16 protein-coding genes are annotated in these 18,873 nt (G+C 49.3%); 12 read left to right on the forward strand and 4 right to left on the reverse strand.

Translation table 11 applies throughout. The features are described 5' to 3' along the window. The first annotated feature begins 88 nt into the window (after positions 1 to 88). The gene (locus L985_RS06660) at positions 89 to 1,489 is read left to right on the forward strand and encodes a hypothetical protein (protein ID WP_047395999.1); all 1,401 of its coding nucleotides are present in this window, start codon (positions 89 to 91) and stop codon (positions 1,487 to 1,489) included. 471 nt (positions 1,490 to 1,960) lie between these two features. Continuing rightward, on the forward strand, positions 1,961 to 4,681 hold the full coding sequence (locus tag L985_RS06670) for a bifunctional 2',3'-cyclic-nucleotide 2'-phosphodiesterase/3'-nucleotidase (RefSeq protein WP_047395994.1): 2,721 nt from the start codon (positions 1,961 to 1,963) through the stop codon (positions 4,679 to 4,681). A 38-nt stretch (positions 4,682 to 4,719) separates the two neighbouring features. On the opposite strand, the gene L985_RS06675 is transcribed toward L985_RS06670, so the two are convergent. Then, positions 4,720 to 5,601, reverse strand: a complete 882-nt coding sequence (locus tag L985_RS06675; protein ID WP_047395991.1) for a LysR family transcriptional regulator — start codon at positions 5,599 to 5,601, stop codon at positions 4,720 to 4,722. A gap of 101 nt (positions 5,602 to 5,702) precedes the next feature. Between L985_RS06675 and L985_RS06680 the strand changes: the two genes are divergently transcribed. The 8 genes from L985_RS06680 (at position 5,703) to L985_RS06715 (ending at position 15,220) form a co-directional block, all read left to right on the forward strand. Then, positions 5,703 to 6,722 carry a ketopantoate reductase family protein gene (locus L985_RS06680; RefSeq protein ID WP_029341373.1) on the forward strand — a complete coding sequence of 340 codons (1,020 nt, stop codon included), beginning with the start codon at positions 5,703 to 5,705 and terminating at the stop codon, positions 6,720 to 6,722. Between the two features lie 13 nt (positions 6,723 to 6,735). After that, positions 6,736 to 7,473 carry an acetoacetate decarboxylase gene (locus L985_RS06685; protein ID WP_029341374.1) on the forward strand — a complete coding sequence of 246 codons (738 nt, stop codon included), beginning with the start codon at positions 6,736 to 6,738 and terminating at the stop codon, positions 7,471 to 7,473. A gap of 90 nt (positions 7,474 to 7,563) precedes the next feature. Then, a complete protein-coding gene (locus tag L985_RS06690; protein WP_047395986.1) occupies positions 7,564 to 8,082 on the forward strand; it encodes a GrpB family protein in 519 nt (172 codons plus the stop codon). After that, entirely contained in the window at positions 8,075 to 8,521 is a 447-nt protein-coding gene (locus tag L985_RS06695) for a DinB family protein (protein ID WP_047395981.1), read from the forward strand. The genes L985_RS06690 and L985_RS06695 overlap by 8 nt, the downstream gene beginning before the upstream one ends. A gap of 19 nt (positions 8,522 to 8,540) precedes the next feature. Further along, entirely contained in the window at positions 8,541 to 9,428 is an 888-nt protein-coding gene (locus L985_RS06700) for an alpha/beta fold hydrolase (protein WP_047395978.1), read from the forward strand. Between the two features lie 507 nt (positions 9,429 to 9,935). Then, on the forward strand, positions 9,936 to 11,057 hold the full coding sequence (locus L985_RS06705; protein WP_047396172.1) for a GTP-binding protein: 1,122 nt from the start codon (positions 9,936 to 9,938) through the stop codon (positions 11,055 to 11,057). 111 nt (positions 11,058 to 11,168) lie between these two features. Then, positions 11,169 to 12,692, forward strand: coding sequence for a cardiolipin synthase (locus L985_RS06710; RefSeq protein ID WP_047395976.1), 1,524 nt, complete (start codon positions 11,169 to 11,171; stop codon positions 12,690 to 12,692). Positions 12,693 to 12,844: 152 nt separating this feature from the next. Beyond that, a complete protein-coding gene (locus L985_RS06715) occupies positions 12,845 to 15,220 on the forward strand; it encodes a glycoside hydrolase family 31 protein (protein ID WP_047395972.1) in 2,376 nt (791 codons plus the stop codon). A gap of 75 nt (positions 15,221 to 15,295) precedes the next feature. Here L985_RS06715 and L985_RS06720 read toward each other — a convergent pair whose 3' ends face one another. The 3 genes from L985_RS06720 to L985_RS06730 all read right to left on the reverse strand — a co-directional run bounded on the left by L985_RS06720 (position 15,296) and on the right by L985_RS06730 (position 17,482). Beyond that, on the reverse strand, positions 15,296 to 16,096 hold the full coding sequence (locus L985_RS06720; RefSeq protein WP_047395969.1) for an SMI1/KNR4 family protein: 801 nt from the start codon (positions 16,094 to 16,096) through the stop codon (positions 15,296 to 15,298). 105 nt (positions 16,097 to 16,201) lie between these two features. After that, positions 16,202 to 16,783, reverse strand: a complete 582-nt coding sequence (locus L985_RS06725) for a DUF1643 domain-containing protein (RefSeq protein ID WP_047395966.1) — start codon at positions 16,781 to 16,783, stop codon at positions 16,202 to 16,204. Positions 16,784 to 16,798: 15 nt separating this feature from the next. Further along, a complete protein-coding gene (locus tag L985_RS06730) occupies positions 16,799 to 17,482 on the reverse strand; it encodes a lytic transglycosylase domain-containing protein (protein WP_047395963.1) in 684 nt (227 codons plus the stop codon). A 107-nt stretch (positions 17,483 to 17,589) separates the two neighbouring features. Between L985_RS06730 and L985_RS06735 the strand changes: the two genes are divergently transcribed. Both L985_RS06735 and L985_RS06740 read left to right on the forward strand, forming a co-directional pair. Beyond that, positions 17,590 to 18,264 carry a CPBP family intramembrane glutamic endopeptidase gene (locus L985_RS06735; protein ID WP_052169510.1) on the forward strand — a complete coding sequence of 225 codons (675 nt, stop codon included), beginning with the start codon at positions 17,590 to 17,592 and terminating at the stop codon, positions 18,262 to 18,264. Between the two features lie 135 nt (positions 18,265 to 18,399). Beyond that, positions 18,400 to 18,834, forward strand: a complete 435-nt coding sequence (locus L985_RS06740; RefSeq protein WP_235609872.1) for a hypothetical protein — start codon at positions 18,400 to 18,402, stop codon at positions 18,832 to 18,834. Positions 18,835 to 18,873 lie beyond the last annotated feature (39 nt).

Below are 18,873 nucleotides of genomic sequence, written 5' to 3' on the forward strand. Positions count from 1 at the left end.
GATATAATGGCTGTTGAATGAATTTGATGTTTTTGGTTTCGCTGAAGCAGGAATATTCAAACATCAGACATTAAAAGGAGGAAATGGGATGGAGTCAAGGCAAGAAAGGAAACAACGACGGTTTTCCGTCTGGGATGTCCTGTTTGGCGTCCTCATCGGTCTCATTTTTTTCGGTGTCATTTATGGCGCGATGGCATTTTTGACTTCACAAATTACCTCATCCTCAGACTATCAAGATCTCGTGACGCAGATGCAACAGGCGGATGTCTCCTGGAAAGATGCAGACATCACGGTCTCTCTCATGCTCTTGTTCGTCGGTGGACTGTCAATCACGATGCCGAGCGCGGTCCGAGAAGGAATCATCAATCAGGTGCTCGATGCGAGTTCTGCCGGTGATGTCTTATCCTTGTTCGGGATCGACTTAAAACAGGTCCTTGCACCACTTACGTTCGATGTCTCTTACGGCACGTTACTCTATTCCGTTTTTGGCATCGGTTTGATCGTCCTGTTATTTTTAGTGTTACGGATTAAGGCGAGTCGTCTCGGGTGGACGATTCGATCGATCAGTTTCTTCTTAACGGTCGGAATCATCTGGTTCATCCTTGCTGGACGCGGAAACGACGTGCCATTTCTCTCGTTACAAGATGGTTATGCGATGAGCGGCATCTTGCCGCTTCTCGTCGTCAGTTTACTTGGTTGGATGGCGTTCTTCCCGCAAAAGTTATCCGGTCTGACAGCTGCCGGACGTGCCGGCTTACTGATTTTGATGCTCGCAAGTACGCTCCAACTCGTCTTTACGGTGCAGGACGAAGCGGCGTATGACGGTGATTCCTCACTACGGACGGCACTCACCGTCGCGAGTCTAAACGCCGGAAATGGCGGAATGTACGACTGGATCCACGGCGGACAGGTCGTGTATCAAGCAGACGTTCTTGGAGCGAACGCGGAAATCCCGGTCTCGATGTTGAACGGGGAGACCTCAACGGATCAGCTTAATGACTCGATCCAAAAAGTCGTCGATGGCATCGATACGGACCGGGTGACAGAACAATTGTTGACGTTACTCGGTGGAGAACGTCCGGATTTGTCAGCAACACAATTGAAGCTCGACCCTGTTGATTACGGTGTCGCGCGGCAGACGATTCAAGTGATTGATGCGGAATCGGCAGGAGCGACGCCACCGAATGTCTCGAGTGAGAGTGGGTATTGGGTATTATTGCTGGTAACGTTCGCGATCTACTTCGTCTGTAGCATCCGAAGCTTCAAGTCGATTATCGATCCGTTCGTCTTTGCGATCACGATTGGTGTGATCAGCTTCATCGTCAGTCAGGCTTCATACGTTCAGTTCGCGATGAAATGGCGGAGTGACGTCTTATTCGAATTCGCTCAACAAACCGCAGGCTGGACAGTACTTTATGCCACAGGACTTGCGTTACTTGCTGGAATTCTCGGTTACGTCGTCCGACGGAAACCAGACAAAGCGGTTTAAGGAACGTGGAGTGATGAAGCTCCTCCATTAGGAGATGTACCATGAATGGGGACGACGAACGTTGCTGTCATTCTCGCTTTCCACAGGCGGGAGGTAAGCCGCGGTATCCTAAACTACGTTTCGTCTACCGGGTCTCACCTGACCCTGACGCAAGCGAAAAACATGCTTTCTTTCCCTGTAGGAGTCGAGAATGAACAGTTACGTTCTATATCAAGCATAAACGATACGTTTTCAGGTTCATGTCCTGAAAACGTATCGTTTTTTACGTGGTTCATCTCATTTTCACCACCCCCTTTTTTTACCATTCAAACTTGGTTTGTAAAGGTAAAATCAACAATGTTAAGCCAGTATTTGGAATTAGTTAAGTAGGTTAAATAAGACGGATGTCCGACCTATTTGAAAGGACTATTAGCTATAATCGAACCATGCTAAATTAATGAAGCAGTCAAAACATCCTGGGGGGAAATCCATATGAAAAAAGCTACGAAACTCGTCATCGCGTCGACGTTGATCGCACCGATGCTCGTACCAGTCGTTCAAGTCAAGACACTTGCTGCCGACAACAGTGTCGTCAAGTTACGCTTCTTAGAAACAACGGATTTACATACGAACTCAATGAACTACGATTACTTCAAGGATGCGCAGGACGAAACGATTGGTCTCGTCAAAGCCGCTACGGTCATTAAACAGCAACAAACTGAAGTGGGCGCAACGAACAGTTTCTTATTCGATAACGGGGATACACTTCAAGGAACGCCATTCGGTGATTACGTGAAGAACCAGTACGACAAAGGAAACAAAGGCAAACATCCGATGTACGAATTGATGGAATACCTCGGTTATGATGCGGTCACGCTCGGAAACCATGAATTCAACTTCGGTCTTGATTTCCTTAAGTCAGCGATGAGTGCTTCGAGCGGTTCAATCAAGTTCGTCAATTCGAACGTATTGGATGCAGTCACGAAAAAGCCGATCGTCGCGGACTACAACAAAGATGGAAAAGACTATCAAATCATCGAACGTCAAGTCAAGGACCAGAACGGTGACATGAAAACAGTCAAGGTGGGTGTGTTCGGAGTCGTCACGCCACAAATCATGGCATGGGATGCAGGGAACCTGACTGGGAAAGTCACGGCTGAAGATATCATCCCGACTGCTAAAGCAACAGCGAAGAAATTAAAAGATGCTGGCGCAGACGTCGTCGTTGCACTCGCACACACAGGTATCGGGGATACGACGGATCAAAAAGACGGCGATGAGAATGTCGGCTACGCATTGACAAAAGTTGCAGACATCGATGTCTTGATGACAGGTCATCAGCACGGAAAGTTCCCGGCAGTCGATTCAGCGTTCAATAAATTGCCGAATGTTGATAAAGAAAAAGGTCTAATCAATGGTAAACCAGTCGTCATGGCAAACACACAAGGAAAGAACGTCGGTGTCATCGATCTTGAGTTGAAGCAAGTCGACGGGAAATGGGTCGTTGATACGTCAGGTGCGAAACTAGCGGACGTGACGAAAGACACGACAGCAGATGCCGGTGCCGTCAAGTTGATTGAAAAAGCACATGAAGGAACACTCGCGTACATTCGTCAAGAAGTCGGAACGATTAATGACGACATCCAAAGTTTCTTCGCTCTCGCGCAAGACGATGATTCAGTTCAGTTCGTAACGAACGCTCAGAAATGGTATGTCGAGAAACAACTCAAAGAAAATGCCGATCTCGCGAAATATAAAGATCTCCCGTTGTTGTCAGCAGGTGCACCATTCAAGACTGGTGGTCGTAACCAAGTCAACGCATCCGATTATACATTGATCAAAAAAGGACCAATCGCACTCAAGAACGTCGCCGATCTCTATGTTTATCCGAATACACTCGAAGTCGTCAAAGTAACAGGTGCTGACGTCAAAGACTGGCTCGAAATGTCAGCCGGTCAGTTCAACCAAGTCGGCGGTGAGCAAACGAACTTGTTGAACAAAGATTTCCGTAGCTACAACTTCGATATCCTCGATGGATTGACGTATGAAATTGATATCACGAAACCAGCGAAGTTTGACTATAATGGTGACTTATCGAAGGAATTTAAAGGTGACAACCGCGTCCAAAACATCAAGTATCAAGGCAAAGCAATCACAGACGACCAAGAATTCCTCGTTGCGACGAACAACTACCGCGCTGGTAGTGCGACGTTCCCGGGTCTTGGGAAAGGTCAAAATATCGTCTACAAATCGGCTTACGAAACACGTAACGTCATCTCGGACTATATCAAAGCGAAACAACCGGTTGATTATAAAGCTGATGACAACTGGTCACTCGTCGCAAGTAAGCCGATGACGGTCAGCTTTGATTCAGCGGTTGCAGCTGCACCGTACGTCAAGCGGTATGAAGGAATCACGAACACAGGTGAAACACGTCCAGGTGAGACAGGAACCTTCCTTAAATTCAACATGAACGTGCCGATGAAAGACTTCACGGTCTCGGCAAAAGCAGTTAAACCAGGTGCGAAAGTCGTTACTGGTCAGGCAGTTCCGGGCGCAACAATCACAGTTAAACTTGGCGATAAAGTCCTCGGTACAGCAACAGCAAACGAAGCGGGTCAATACGAAGTCGGAACACGTCCGCTCAAATTGCGTGACAAGTTGACGATCGTCTCTGAACTCAGCTTCATGAAGACAGAAACGAACGTCACAGTCGGAACAGGTGTCGTTGCGACACCAGCGATCGATAAAAAGTCAGCAGTCTACGGATCGACGGTCCTCCGCGGTAAAGCAACGGAAGGTCTTGACGTGACGCTCTATAAAGGATCAACGAAGATCGCGAAAGCGAAAACGACGGCAAGTGGTTTCAAGATTGCGGTCCAGAACGGTCTAACGACAGGTACGTACACGGTCAAGTCGACAGACATCTCGAACAAGATCACGAAAAAGGCGTCGTTCACGATCAAGAACACGTATCCGGTCAAAAAATGGTCAGGCAAAAAGACGTTGACAGGTAAAGTCGAAAAACGACAAATCGTCCGCCTCTACCAAAAAACAGAAGCTGGTTATCAATTGATTGCTCAAGACGTGGCGGATCAGCACGGGAACTATGTCTTGAAGATGCGTAAGGCATTGACGAACGGCTCGTACAAACTCAACATCTATACAGCGAAGGATCATCTCGATCAATCGCGTTACTTCATCACGAAGTAACATGTCACACGGATGTCTGCACATGCAGACATCCGTTTTTATTTGGCTAGATATGTGCGTTGTGAGAGCAGAAACCGTTTAATGCGTTCATAGATGGTTGCTTGCTCGACTGTTAATTGGTTCGTCACGTGCGACATGTAGAGTCGTGACGTAACGGTAAACACATCGTCCGTAATGAAGGGTAGCCCCATCTCGCGACAGACGGAGACAGGAACGAAGCTGAAATACCGTTGCTGACGTAAGGCGAGTTGCAGCGAGACGTCATCAATATAGTGCGTGGTATCGGCATAAATGTTCAGTTCCGCCATCTTCAATTGGATGAAGCGGTTGTAATCCTTATTGTGAGAGGGAAATAAAAAGGCAGTCTCCGTTGCGTCCGCATAGAGCGCCGTGATCGCTTCTTTCTCTGAATAGGAAGCAGGATAGGTGATGACAATCTCCTCTTCCACGATCGGTTCGCTCGTAATGAGCGGATGCTTGAGTTCCATGAAGCTGATCGAGAAATGGAATTCTTGATGGAGCAGGCCACTTAAAATGTCGCGATTCGAGAGGATGTCCGAGTTGAACAAAGGCGCAGTCTGCGGCAAGAGAAATTCCCGTAGGATTAATTGGATGAAGCGACCGTGCGAACTGGCAAGACTGAGTGGTGTTTCGGTAGAGGCATCATTTCGCGCCATGCGTTCCTGGACCCGTGTCAGCTCGTGTTCGATTTTTTCGACTGATTGCAGCAGAAGTCGTCCATTGTCGGTCAAGCTGATCGTTCTGCCTTTTCGATGAAACAACGTCGTGTTCAATTCACGTTCTAGTTTTTTGATCGTCGCACTGAGGGCGGGTTGGCTGATGAATAATCGTTCGGCAGCACGCGTCACGTTCAATTCCTCCGCGACGTGACGAAAATAATTCAAATGTAAGAGTTCCATGATATCCTCCTAACATAACCTATAGGTTATTAAAATATATAAATATATATATTTCTGTTTATGATGAAACCAGTATATCGTAAATACCAGAGGTGATAGATATGAAAATCGGAATTTACGGAGCAGGATCACTAGGAACCATCATGGGAGCTTATTTGAGTCAACAGTATGCGGGTGTCGATCTGATCGATACGAATCGCGCACATATCGAAGCGCTAAACACAACAGGCGCGCATGTCATTGGACCAGATTTGACGCAAGCCGTCCATGCGATGCATCCGGATGACATCACGGAGATGTACGATATCGTATTGTTGCTGACGAAACAGGTCTACAATGAACCGGTCCTGGCGAAAGTCCGGACGATCTTGAAGGAAGACGGTATTCTCGTCTCCTTACAAAACGGTGTACCAGAAGAATTCATTCAACAACAGATTCCACGCGAACGTATCATTGCGGGATCCGTCGAGTTCGGAGCGACATACGTCGGACCAGGTGAGTCACGTCTGACATCGGATTACGAGCACTTCAAGACGTATGCGATGCAAATCGGTGAACTGGACGGCAAGAAGACGGACCGAATCATTCACTTGAAGGAAATCCTTGATCACATCGGTGGGACGGAAATCTCTGATAATCTACCGGGAACGAAATGGTCAAAACTCGTCATCAATAGTACGTTTAGTGGGTTATCCGCTGCGTGTAACGGTACGTATGGCGACGTTCTCGATCATCCGGTCTTGTTACGGGCAGCGATCCATACGATGCAGGAAGTCGTTGAAGTCGGTCACGCCCACGGCATCATATTCGCACCGATGAGTACGTTTGAGCCGGCAGCTTACGCAACACTAGACGCTATCGATGAAAAACTGAGCACCGTGCCACAATTGATGCACGGGTCGCGTGACTTAGAAGCAAGCATGTTGCAGGACTTACAAAAAGGGCAACCGACCGAAATTCGTTTCATCAATGGGATCGTCACGATGTATGGCAACACATACGATATCAAAACACCATTCAACTCACTCATTCAAGAAATCGTCGAAGAAGCGCAAGCAGCGAAGACGGTTCCAAATTTTGAAACAAGTGTCGCACGCTTTGCCGCATTGTTAAACGCATGAAGGAGGGATTCAGATGAGACAGGAAGATGTAAAAAATATCGTCGCGACACCGATCAATGCACCGGTCTTTCCGGCGGTCGATATCTTCTTTCGGAATCGGGAATACTTGAACATCATCTATGAGACGGACATCGAAGCCTTACAAGCAGTCGTTCCGGAACCGCTCGAGGTGCTGAGTAATCAGATCAAGTTTGAGATCATCAACATGCCGGATAGCACGGGTCTTGGGAGTTATCTCGAGTGCGGGCAAGTCATTCCGGTTCGGTATCAAGGAGAGGTCGGTGAGTTTTACCTCTCGATGTATGTCAACAATCAGCCGGCGATCGCCTCTGGTCGTGAAGTGGCTGCTTTTCCGAAGAAGTATGGCTCACCCCGGCTTTATCTCGATAATGATGTACTCGTTGGAACGCTTGACTACCATTCACTCCGTGTCGCCCAAGCGACGATGGGATACAAGTATATTCCGATGGCAGTTGAAGAAGCACAATCAATCATCGGTGCGCCGCAATTCATGCTCAAACAACATCGCGGTTATCAAGGCGAGTTGATTATCTCCGAACTGACGCGGAGTCAAATCACGGATCTTGAGATTAAAGAAGCATATCGTGGACCGGCGCGACTTCAGTTATTCGAACATGTCATGGCACCACTCGCTGACTTCCCTGTTCGGAAGATCGTCGATGCCCAGCATATCATCGCTGATCTTCGACTTGGTGGACCTGCGAAACTGTATGATTATTTAACGGATTAACGACTCTCTAACATCAACGACCTCCAAAATGGATGGTCGTTTTGTTTTACCCCAAAAACTGGCATACTGAATTGAGAGGGGGAAACGACCATGCGACAAGTTATTGTGTTACCGTATCAATCAGAATGGGCGAGTGAATACGTACGAGAAGCGGGACAATTACGAGACGTGTTTGGGGCACGTCTACATAGCATTCATCATATGGGAAGTACATCAGTTCCGGGACTCACAGCAAAACCGATCATCGATATCCTACCCGTCGTCGATACGCTCGAGGGGATCGAGCAGTTCGACGCACAGATGAAAGCGCTCGGTTACGAGGCGAAGGGTGAATTCGGGATGCCGGGACGCCGCTATTATCGAAAAGGCGGCGACAAACGGACGCATCACATCCATCTCTATGCGGTGGGAAATCCAGAAATCAAGCGTCATCTCGTCTTCAGGGACTACTTACGTACCCATCCAGAAGAAGCTGCTGCTTATGGGGCATTAAAACAACAGTTAGCGACAACAAATCCGCTTGATATCGAAGCCTATATCAATGGTAAGGATGCGTTCGTCAAGGAGCTCGAACAACGTGCGATCGATTGGGGAAAAGCACATGACTGACTGGGAACATGCCCTCGTTCGTCATGTCAGTATTGGTGTAAAGACGTCGAAAGCGCTGTTTGAAAAGATTGAAGCACAGGACTGGAACGCGCGACCTATTCCCGGGAAACGGACCGTCGGTGAAGTCGCTGTCCATCTCGCTGTGTTACTCGAAGCCGATTTGATGATCGCAGACGGGGCGACGGCTGAAGCGATGCAGTCGTTTTATGCGACACCGGTTCCGCGCGATCAGTTATCAGAGCGAATCGATCATGCGTTTTCTGTCTATCAAGAAAAAGTCACGACCGGATTTTCGACGCGTCCGACGTACTGGGGGGTTACCGACTCGATGAATGGCTGGGCAATTGAAGCAGCCGTGCATCTCTATCATCATCGATCCCAGTTATTTGATTACTTGAACATCTTTGGGTACGAGCTAGAGATCTCGTTATTTGAATGAATGGAAGTAGGGATAGTGTATGGAATATATCGTTGAAACATCAGCCGGTCGCTTTGATACCCGGCTGACTGGAAGTGGGGACGTCACATTCGTCCTCGATCACGGAATGATGTCGAATCGACACCAGTGGGGCTGGTTACGGACTGAATTGTTAAAACGGGGACGGGTCTTTGAATATTCGCGTCTCGGGTACGGTCGTTCGAGTCGTGGCAAAAGTAAACGACTTTTTTCGCATCAAGCAGATGAGCTCGCGGACGTCTTACGGATGCTTCGTGTCGAAGGACCATATGTCTTCATCGGTCACTCGCTCGGAGCCTATATCTCGCTTGCAAGTGGACGCCTATTTGCAGACGAGACGCGTGGCATCGTCTTGCTCGATCCGTCGCATCCGGATGTCGATGCGGCATTACCGAACTGGTACGAACGAACACAAGAGGAGTGGAATCGATTCCTCTATTTCCTTAGTCACGTCCGACCGATCGCCTGGATGATTCCTGACCGTCTAGGAAAAAAGATGTTCAGTGTCTTACCGGAAGCCGATCAATTACCAATGTGGCGGCATTTTGCGGCGCCTGGACATTGGCGGGGAACACTCGACGAGTGGCAATCGGTCGAAGAGAACAATCAGCTGATTCTTTCGTTGCTCGAAGACGTGACACAGCCGGTCCTCGTCCTGTCCGCTTCGAACTGGGCAGGTGGTATGCCGGAAAGTTGGTTGAACCCGGCATTGACCGAACAAATCAATGCGGCTCACGCTGCGTTCGCCGACAGTTTACCGAACGGGATGTATCATGTGATTGCGGATACGAATCATTATACGATCGCTGGCTTTTCGCATGAGGCAGCAGAGCGGATCACCGATTTGATCGGGACGACATGGGATTTACCGATTCAAACTCAGCGGTAAGGTTGCGCATTTTTCTCTCGAATCGTTTTCCTGGGACAAGCATCGCGCTGCTTTACTTCGTTGCAGGGTCGCTCCTGCTTGTTTTCCCTAAGAAGCGATTCCGAGCTTACAAAACGTTTCTTTTCTCGTGCTTCGGAACACTGACGGAGCTGACTCTAAAGTCAGTTTCTACAAAGATAGGGGTGGCAGAATAATCCCCTATCTCATAACAAAAAGAATGACGCGTCACACGCCACTCCTACAGGAACAAGCGCATTATGCGCTGTCAGAGACAAACAAGACCCGCTTTCTTGCTTGAATGAAGCAGGAAAACTGGCTTGTGTCTCGCCTAAGGAAAGGGCGTGAAAAGACGCGTCATTCTCTTTTGGAGTTAGCCCCGTCTATTCCTTGAGTCGACGCTTGTCGGCTTTTTTTAATGAAATAAATCGAAATCATTCCGATTGACGTCAGGTGAAAAGTCGGTTACTCTATAAAACGTAATGATTACGTTTTAGGAGATGAATGATGATGCAACCGATATCGATCACGGTTTTATCCGGTTACTTAGGATCCGGTAAAACGACATTACTAAACCATTTACTACATAATCGCGAAGGACGCCGCCTCGCGATCATCGTCAACGACATGAGTGAGGTCAACATTGACGCGGCATTGATTGAGCAAGGCGGATTCTCGCGGACGGAAGAGTCGTTCGTCACACTCTCGAACGGCTGCATTTGCTGCACGTTACGCGATGATTTATTGCTTGAAGTCAAACGCCTCGTCGACCAAGGAGATATTGACGGTATCGTCATCGAGTCGAGTGGTATTTCGGAACCGATTCCGGTCGCCCAGACTTTCACGTACGAAGATCCGGACAGTGCAATCGACTTATCACAAGTCACGAAAATCAACGCGATGGTCACGGTCATCGATGGATACCGTTTCCTAAAGGACTTTGAGTCTGGTGAATCGTTGATTGAGCGGAAACAGGCCGTCGATGAGACAGACGTGCGCGAAGTCGTCGATCTACTCGTCGATCAAGTTGAGTTCGCAGACATCATCGTCTTGAATAAAGTCGATCGCCTGACACCGGAAAAACGCCATACCGTTATCGGTTATCTAAAGGCATTAAATCCAGTTGCTCGTTTGATCGAGACAACATATGCTCAAGTCGATCCGGCAGAGATTTTAGACGTTGATCTATTTGATTTTGAACAAGCGGCAGCAAGTGCCGGCTGGATCCGTGAGTTGAATGCGGAAGAACATATTCCGGAAACGGAAGAGTACGGGATCAGCTCGTTCGTCTACAAGCGCGACGTGCCGTTCCACCCAGAGCGCTTGCTTGCCTTGATCGAAGACTGGCCGCAAGAAGTCGTCCGGGCGAAAGGCTTCTTGTTCCTCGCAACCCGTCCTGAGATGGCACTGTTGTTCCACCAAGCAGGATATGCGTCGAACATGGAATACGCTGGTCGTTTTGCATCAGACGAAGATCGACGGACCGAGCTCGTCTTAATCGGAATCGGACTGGAGGAAGAGAAGCTCGAAGCATTATTCGATGCGTGTCTCGTCCAAGCAGATGAAACGGACTGGGCGTCACTGAATGATCCAATTCCTGGTCGCGAGATGTACGAAGAAAACTTTCTATAAGAGGTAAATCTTTCGAGAAACCGTATCTGCGGTTTCTCTTTTTTGTTATATTTTCATAGTAAATGGGGAAAGAATACTAGTGAAGGTATGTTAATTGAAGGAGGAAGGTCTGTGCGCAACCGGATTTTACAATTCGCACTCGTATTTTTAGTCGCCGGGGGCATCATTTGGGGACTATATCAACTCGGCTATTTATTTTATGTCTTAACGATTTCAGCGACAGTCGTGCCGCTCGCCGTCATCATGATCATTTTCATTGAAAACCGGACAGCGGAATCAACGATCGCTTGGTTTCTCGTCCTGATCTTCCTACCGATTCTCGGTGTCGTGATTTGGTTGATGTTCGGTCGGAATCCACGGCGTCGTCGCCGGAATCGTCGTTCGCATGACGAACGAAAATTGCTCAAACAAGCAATTCGTCCAGTCCGGTCGCTTGCCGTCAGTGAGTTGCCACCGAATCACTTGAAGCTTGCGAACACGATTCGCAACTTCGGTGGTGGCGGGGTGGACGTTCATACATCAAGTGAGATTCTGACGAACGGGGAAAAGACGTTCCCGGCGATTCTTGACGCGATTCGTCAAGCGCAGCATCACGTCCACATCCAGTATTACATCTATCGGAATGATGAGACAGGCAAGGCGATCCGGGAAGCATTGATTGAGCGACTCGAAGCCGGTGTGACGGTCCGGTTCATGTATGACGGACTTGGAAGCTATATGCTCGGTGAGAACTTCTTGCGTCCGCTACGCGACGCTGGAGCACATATCGCAGCCTATGATCCGATCTCAAGTCCTTTGTTCATCTTCACAGCGAACTTCCGCAATCACCGGAAAATCGTCGTCGTTGATGGAAAAGTCGGCTTCACCGGTGGTTTGAACGTCGGGGATGAGTACGACGGTAAGAGTAAGAAGTTCGGCTTTTGGCGCGATACGCATTTACGGCTCGAAGGACGCGCCGTCAAGGAATTACAAGCGACGTTCCTCGACGACTGGATCTATGCCCAAATCGAATCGGGTGACACATGGGAGACGTTTGCGGGTGACGAGACGATCCATCAGTACTTCCCGAAACATGACGTGGCGTCAGACGGAGCGATTCAAATCGTCACGAGCGGACCGACCTCGAAGGATCCCGCGATTCGTAATGCCTTGATTGCCGCGATCATCTCGGCACAACGCTCCATCTGGATTGCGACACCGTATTTGATTCCGGACAATGAGACGATGACCTTGCTTCGGCTCGCAGCACGTGCCGGGCTCGACGTCCGCATCCTGACACCGGGGAAAGGCGATAGTTTTACGTCTTATTACGGTACCCGCTCCTACTTCGGACCACTCTTAAAGGACGGCGTCAAAATTTATACGTACAACCGTCACTTCATCCATGCGAAGTTGTTTCTCGTCGACGGGAAGATCGGTGCCGTCGGAACGGCAAACATGGACATTCGCAGTTTTGTTCTCAACTATGAACTGATGGCATTTTTATATGATACGGAAAGCACCGAGCAGCTCGAGCGTGACTTCATCGCTGATTTTGACGTTTCGATTCAGTTATCATCGAATGATTACGTCAAACGACCGCTCCGCTTCCGGATTTTTGAGTCACTCTCACGTTTGATTTCACCCTTATTATGACCGAGTGTCCCGCATCGATTTTCAGGTGCGGGACATTTTTGGGTTGATTCTTCCTTGAAGTGGGAACATGAACTCTTATACACTAGATGTGTAATCGGTTGCACACTACTTAGCCTGGAAGGAAGTGAAAGGGGCGTTAGTCCCGAACCCGTATGCGAACAATTGATGAATCCCATTTCTACACGCGCGACATGAAACCACAAGCACGACCAGACGCCATCATCCAAGGAGATGTCTACCGTTTCACGGTCTTGACGAGTCGGATGATTCGACTCGAATACGCGGCGGACGGACAGTTCGAGGATCGACCAACTCAAACGGTCTTCAATCGTGATTTCCCGGTACCTGCTTACCGCATCGTCGAAAACGAGGAAGAATTGCAAATCATCACCGAGCACGTCCATCTGCATTATACGAAGGGAGCGTTCGCTGCGAACACACTTTATATCGATGTTTTAGGGAACTTCAGTACCTACTACAGCCGCTATACGTTCGGCGGACCGCTCCGGACGTTAAAAGGAACGGCACGGACGCTTGATCATGCGGACGGTGTCATTCCACTCGAAGAAGGAATCGTCTCCCGACAAGGTTACGCAGCGATCGACGATTCGAACGCGTTCGTCCTGACGGAGGACCACTTCGTCGAACCGCGTCGCTCTGGTACACATGACATTTATTATTTCGGATACGGTCACGACTACAAACAGGCATTGCGTGACTTCTACCACCTGACAGGACCGACACCGATGTTACCGCGTCAAGTGCTCGGTAACTGGTGGAGTCGTTACTGGCGTTATAGTGAGAAGGAATACAAGGATTTGATGACGCGCTTCAAGACGGAAGACATTCCGTTCTCGGTCAGTGTCATCGATATGGACTGGCACGTCACCGATATCCCAGAACGCTACGGAAGTGGCTGGACGGGCTATACGTGGAACCGTGATCTATTCCCGGATCCACGCGGATTCTTACAATGGTTGAAGGATGACGACCGGATGGTCACGCTCAACTTGCACCCGGCGGACGGTGTGCGTGGGTTTGAAGAAGCATACGAGGCGATGGCGGTCGCGATGGGCGTCGATCCCGAATCGGATGTCCGAATCCCATTCGATTTCTCGGACCGGACGTTCATCGAGAACTACTTCACGAAGCTGCATCATCCGCACGAGGCAGATGGCGTTGACTTCTGGTGGATCGACTGGCAACAGGGTGCGAACTCGAAGATGAAGGGGCTTGATCCACTTTGGATGCTCAATCATTACCACGCACTTGATATCGCCCGCGATGGCAATCGACCACTGATCTTCTCACGTTACGCGGGACCCGGAAGTCATCGTTATCCGGTTGGTTTCTCGGGCGATACGATCATCTCGTGGGCATCGCTCCAATTCCAGCCGTATTTCACGGCGACGGCGTCAAACATTGGCTACGGATGGTGGAGCCATGATATTGGGGGACACCAGCGTGGGGAAAAGGATGACGAGTTATCGACGCGTTGGCTTCAGTATGGCGTCTTCAGTCCAATCATGCGCCTGCACAGTACGATGAGCATCTTTAACGGGAAAGAACCATGGCGTTATTCGACCGATGCGGCGAACGTCATGAAGAAGTACCTGCAGCTCCGGCACCAGCTCGTACCGTATATCTACACGATGAATGCCCGCAATCACTTTGACGGTTTGCCACTCGTCTCACCGATGTATTATGAACATCCGGAAGACGATCAAGCGTATAACGTCCCGAACCAGTTCTACTTCGGAACAGAACTGATTGTCGCACCGATGGTCACACCGATGCATCGGAAACTGCACATGACGGCGACAACCGCTTGGTTGCCGGAAGGCGAATGGTTCGATTTCTTCAACGGGCATCGATACCGTGGCGGCAAACAAATCCGTCTGTTCCGTTATCTCGAAGACCAAGGCGTACTTGCAAAAGCCGGTGCGATCGTGCCACTCGGTCGTCATCTCGAACAGTCGAATGCCCTGCATAATCCAGAGGATCTCGAAGTCGTCGTCTTCCCGGGAGCATCGAACCGCTTTACGTTGTTTGAAGATGACAGTACAGGTGTCGCGCACCGCGATGGTGTCAACGTCGAGACGACGTTTGCGCTCGACTGGGAAGCACGTGAGCTGACGATCGCGGCACCAACCGGACACCGTGACTTGCTACCTGAAAACCGCTCGATTACATTGATCTTACGTGGAGTCCGTGAAGGATACGTTCAGCGCGACGGAGAGAGTGTCACCGGCGTCTATGATCATGCGACGCAGTCCCTTCGTGTCGAACTCGGTGAAGTGACGGATACGATCACGTTGTCACTCCAAGTCGAGATCTCGACGAACGAGAACAAGATGGACCGGTTGTATGCATTCCTCGACCAAGCGGAAATCAGCTATGACCTGAAAGATCGTTTGTACCGTCTATTGTCACAAAAACTCGACCCGGTCAACATGATGCACCAATTGCAAGCACTCGAACTCGAGAAGGATCTCGTCGACTGTCTGCTTGAGTTGATGTTGTCTTAAACGATTGGATAGGCATGCGAAAAAGCCAGTATTCGTCATCCGAATGGACGAGGAATACTGGCTTTTTGATTGAGGTCAGAACTTTTCGTCTACCTCTTCATCCATCCAAGATAGTAAGTCTTCTGCATCGAGATCGTCACCTTTACTGAGGATCAAGGTCGTGACGTCATCTCGTTTCTGTTCTAATAACTCCGGGTTGTTCGTCAAGACTTCCATGAGGTAATACGCATACGAGTCAAGGAAATCAGGCTGATCGTTTCGTTCGATCAGTGTCATGAACGCTTCGATCAGTTCTTCCTGTTCTTCATCGAGAATCATCCAGTGGGAGTAGGCGAGGAGTTTTTCATTCTCGTCATCTCCACGGAGAATGTCCTTGATTTCAGGTAACGTCAGAAATACGACATCTGGCATGACGACTTCCGGAACATCGCTACTCAGCTTCGTTAACCATTCGTCATAGGTCGTTGCGACAAAATGTGTTTCTGCGACAGAAATATCGAGGCACCAGACAGTTGGCTCGGCAGTTTCCGAGAAATGGAAGTACCAAAAATAGCTACCTTCGCCTTCCGCGAACATCATGACGTTTCCCTCGACGTCCCATTCCCGGAGGATCGACAATTCGTCTAGATACCGTTCGAATGTCAATGACGACATGGAGCGGAGTGGGAGATGCAATCCAGTTTCTTCGTCCGACCATGTATTCTCAAACTCGACCATCACGGCCATGGCTTCCGGAGCACCGCCGTTTTGTTCCTGGATTTGTTCGAGGTAACGGACGGGGAGTCGACCGTTGACGGCTTGCTCGATTCGTTTAATGTCTGTTTCTTTGACTGAAATCATCGTTTCTTCCTGTAATTCTTCATCCCAAAATGGCATCGTATGACCTTCCTTGCTATGTAATATGTAGACCTTGATTATACGCGAAGCTGATGGAAAATGTTTCAAAAAAAGACCCTTTCCGTTATGGAAGGGTCTATTGTGTCATTTACGACGCAATTTTTTCGCTTTTTGTTTCATGTCGTTGTACGTAATCATCGGGCTATCGTCCATCGTCAAGCGCAGATGGTTCGGTTCACCTTTGTTCGTGATGCCGGAGCAATAGAGGATGTCGGCATACTGATCAAACAGTTCCTCATATGCCGGCAGGTGGTGCATCAGGCGACCAGGCGATCCCCAGCCACAGAGGACGACGCCATTTTTTGCTTTGACTTCAGCAAGTGTCTTCGCGACGAACTCATAGTTCGTCTCATCGAAGCTCGCTTGCGCGAACGGCAGATCCTCGCTGACGAGCAGGTCCGGCATCAAACTGATGATGTCATATTGTTTGACGGGGTCACTGACATACTTCTTCATCAAATTGTACGCACGTTGTGTCGTCGTTCCAGAGAGAAAGGCGTCCGTCGTCCGTGGTGTGTAGATTAAAGCGGCGACGTGCGTTCCTTCTGCGATGTCGTCAAAGATATAGCTGCGTAAATAGCGTTTCGTCTTGTCTCGATCAAACGTCGTCTGGACGCGGATCGACGATTCCTCAATCAAGAGTTCGGAAGAATCGGCTGGTGTCATGGGTGGTGCCTCCTTTTAATTGGTCAAACGTGAGCTGATGCGAAGGAAGAATGCGAGTGTCTTCTTCTTGAGGTCGAGGTCGTTCGCATCGATCGCCTCGACATGTTGTTGGTAACGATCATATTGGGCGAGCACGTCAGAAACATATTGTTCACTGCGATTGTATTCAAACAGTGCTGTCGCGAGCGTGTCTCGGTCGGATGTCTCTGCGACATCGTGTTGGTTCAGGTATTTCGCCGCCGTGTGGGCGCTGTCGACGAGACTCGTCGGATCGGCTTTCCCGTCGCCGTCCGCGTCGACTCCAAGACCACCATATTTCTTGATGGCTTCCGGATCCGTCACGTCGATGCCGTCATGCTCGATGTCACCGAGCGACGTGCCACCTTCGTATCCCCAACCGACCCATGTTTTCGGCATGAATTGGAAAGGACCGATGGCGCCAACGGACGATTGCATCGCTGACGAGTTTGAGAAGATCGTCTCGACGCGATGGATGGAGGCGAGTAGCTTCCAGTCGATGCCGTAACGTGCCGCGGCTTGTTCGTAGATGTCGATGTTCTCGGCAGGTACGCCATGCTGTCCATAATACGTACGATACATTTCATTTTGAACACGTTCCCGATTTTGCCAGTAGATGAAGCTACTGACGATGAGGGCGAACAGTACGAACAAGATGCTGATTCGAAAAACTTTTCGCATGTTGTTCTCTCCTCTGTATAGGATTCCACTGAATGGTATCATATTTTAGTAGGGTCTAATAGCACTTTCTGTGACGGGAGTGTGGAATCAAAAAAGGAGTCGAAGTCATGTATCTCTTCGTAAATGGTTTTTTACTCGGATTGCTCGTCGTCCTTTCGATCATCGCAGCGGTCCGTCCGGTTGATTTGACAATCGTTCCCCGCAAGGAGTTTTATCCCTCGATGGTCCAGTCGAGCGGGATTTTATGTCTGTTGCTCGTCGGCGGAACGCTAATTAGCGGTACGCTATTGCCGGAAATCGGCTTAACGTTTTTTGTCCCAAGAGGTCCGGTCTGGTACGCGACGATTGGACTGATCGTTTTTCTTTGCATCGTCTTGCTTTTGACGGCGACCGTTCCAGCGTTTCGCAAACGTCTGCTACCGCTCTATCAAAGTGAGGCGGAACGACTGATTCTGCCGCGAACGAAAAAGGAGCGGACCGGATTCCAAATGGTCGCGCTGATGGCAGGTGTGACGGAAGAATTGATCTATCGCGGATTTCTGTTTCATACGCTCGGATTATTTTTACCGTTTTCTGACGTCAGCTTCGTCTGGATCGGTGCCATCCTCTTCGGGGTCGCCCATCGCTATCAAGGGTGGTTTGCGATCCTCGTCACAGGTCTGATCGGAGCGGGGTTCGGCTACTTATACCTAGCACTTGAGACACTCTGGCCGCTGATCATCATCCATGTCTTGATCGACCTCGTTGCCGTCTACATCTACAAGGGCGATGTTAATTCCTGACATCGTCAAAAAGCGTTGAATTTGGTAGACTAAATGTCAAGCGAAGTTATCGTTTAAATTGGTCAAGTTGACGGTTGCAGAACAGGTCAAATGACAGGTAGAATGAGAAGGTAAACGCTTACACATCAAAAGGAGATGGATGAAACCATGCGAACGATCACTTCCACTGGCGAGCGAAAGAAGACGAGTTGGACATTGAATATCGGCAATCAGCCACATTTGATGATGGATGGTGTGACAGAACAAACGCTTGATGCCGAGCAACGTGTTGTCTACGACGAATTTTTGATTCCGACGACGGACACTTTGATTCATCGGTTCAAAGCCCGCTTCCCGAACCATCTCTGCGAGAACGGGTATGATGTGTATGGCGCTGCCGCTTTTGACGAACAGGTCGTCGAACTGATTTCGAATTGGTTCATCGAGCTGGTCACCGTCTTAACAGCGATGCAGCGGACGAAAGGCATTCAGCATGTCCAGATTGAAGGCGGTGTCGCAAAACGGACCGACTTCTTACCGACCGTGCGTCGGACATGCCGGGCACTGGAGTCAACGATTAATATTTATTGAAACACCAGTCACGTGTTCAGAGGGGACGTCCATTAGGGC

The organism is Exiguobacterium sp. ZWU0009 (genome assembly GCF_000798935.2).
GTDB lineage: Bacteria > Bacillota > Bacilli > Exiguobacteriales > Exiguobacteriaceae > Exiguobacterium_A > Exiguobacterium_A acetylicum.

Bases quoted from the DNA above. Each gene is read 5' to 3' on its own strand.
- L985_RS06660 (WP_047395999.1), top strand. From the start codon at position 89: ATGGAGTCAAGGCAAGAAAGGAAACAACGACGGTTTTCCGTCTGGGAT.
- L985_RS06670 (WP_047395994.1), top strand. From the start codon at position 1,961: ATGAAAAAAGCTACGAAACTCGTCATCGCGTCGACGTTGATCGCACCG.
- L985_RS06675 (WP_047395991.1), bottom strand. From the start codon at position 5,601: ATGGAACTCTTACATTTGAATTATTTTCGTCACGTCGCGGAGGAATTG.
- L985_RS06680 (WP_029341373.1), top strand. From the start codon at position 5,703: ATGAAAATCGGAATTTACGGAGCAGGATCACTAGGAACCATCATGGGA.
- L985_RS06685 (WP_029341374.1), top strand. From the start codon at position 6,736: ATGAGACAGGAAGATGTAAAAAATATCGTCGCGACACCGATCAATGCA.
- L985_RS06690 (WP_047395986.1), top strand. From the start codon at position 7,564: ATGCGACAAGTTATTGTGTTACCGTATCAATCAGAATGGGCGAGTGAA.
- L985_RS06695 (WP_047395981.1), top strand. From the start codon at position 8,075: ATGACTGACTGGGAACATGCCCTCGTTCGTCATGTCAGTATTGGTGTA.
- L985_RS06700 (WP_047395978.1), top strand. From the start codon at position 8,541: ATGGAATATATCGTTGAAACATCAGCCGGTCGCTTTGATACCCGGCTG.
- L985_RS06705 (WP_047396172.1), top strand. From the start codon at position 9,936: ATGCAACCGATATCGATCACGGTTTTATCCGGTTACTTAGGATCCGGT.
- L985_RS06715 (WP_047395972.1), top strand. From the start codon at position 12,845: ATGCGAACAATTGATGAATCCCATTTCTACACGCGCGACATGAAACCA.
- L985_RS06720 (WP_047395969.1), bottom strand. From the start codon at position 16,096: ATGCCATTTTGGGATGAAGAATTACAGGAAGAAACGATGATTTCAGTC.
- L985_RS06725 (WP_047395966.1), bottom strand. From the start codon at position 16,783: ATGACACCAGCCGATTCTTCCGAACTCTTGATTGAGGAATCGTCGATC.
- L985_RS06730 (WP_047395963.1), bottom strand. From the start codon at position 17,482: ATGCGAAAAGTTTTTCGAATCAGCATCTTGTTCGTACTGTTCGCCCTC.
- L985_RS06735 (WP_052169510.1), top strand. From the start codon at position 17,590: ATGTATCTCTTCGTAAATGGTTTTTTACTCGGATTGCTCGTCGTCCTT.
- L985_RS06740 (WP_235609872.1), top strand. From the start codon at position 18,400: ATGGATGAAACCATGCGAACGATCACTTCCACTGGCGAGCGAAAGAAG.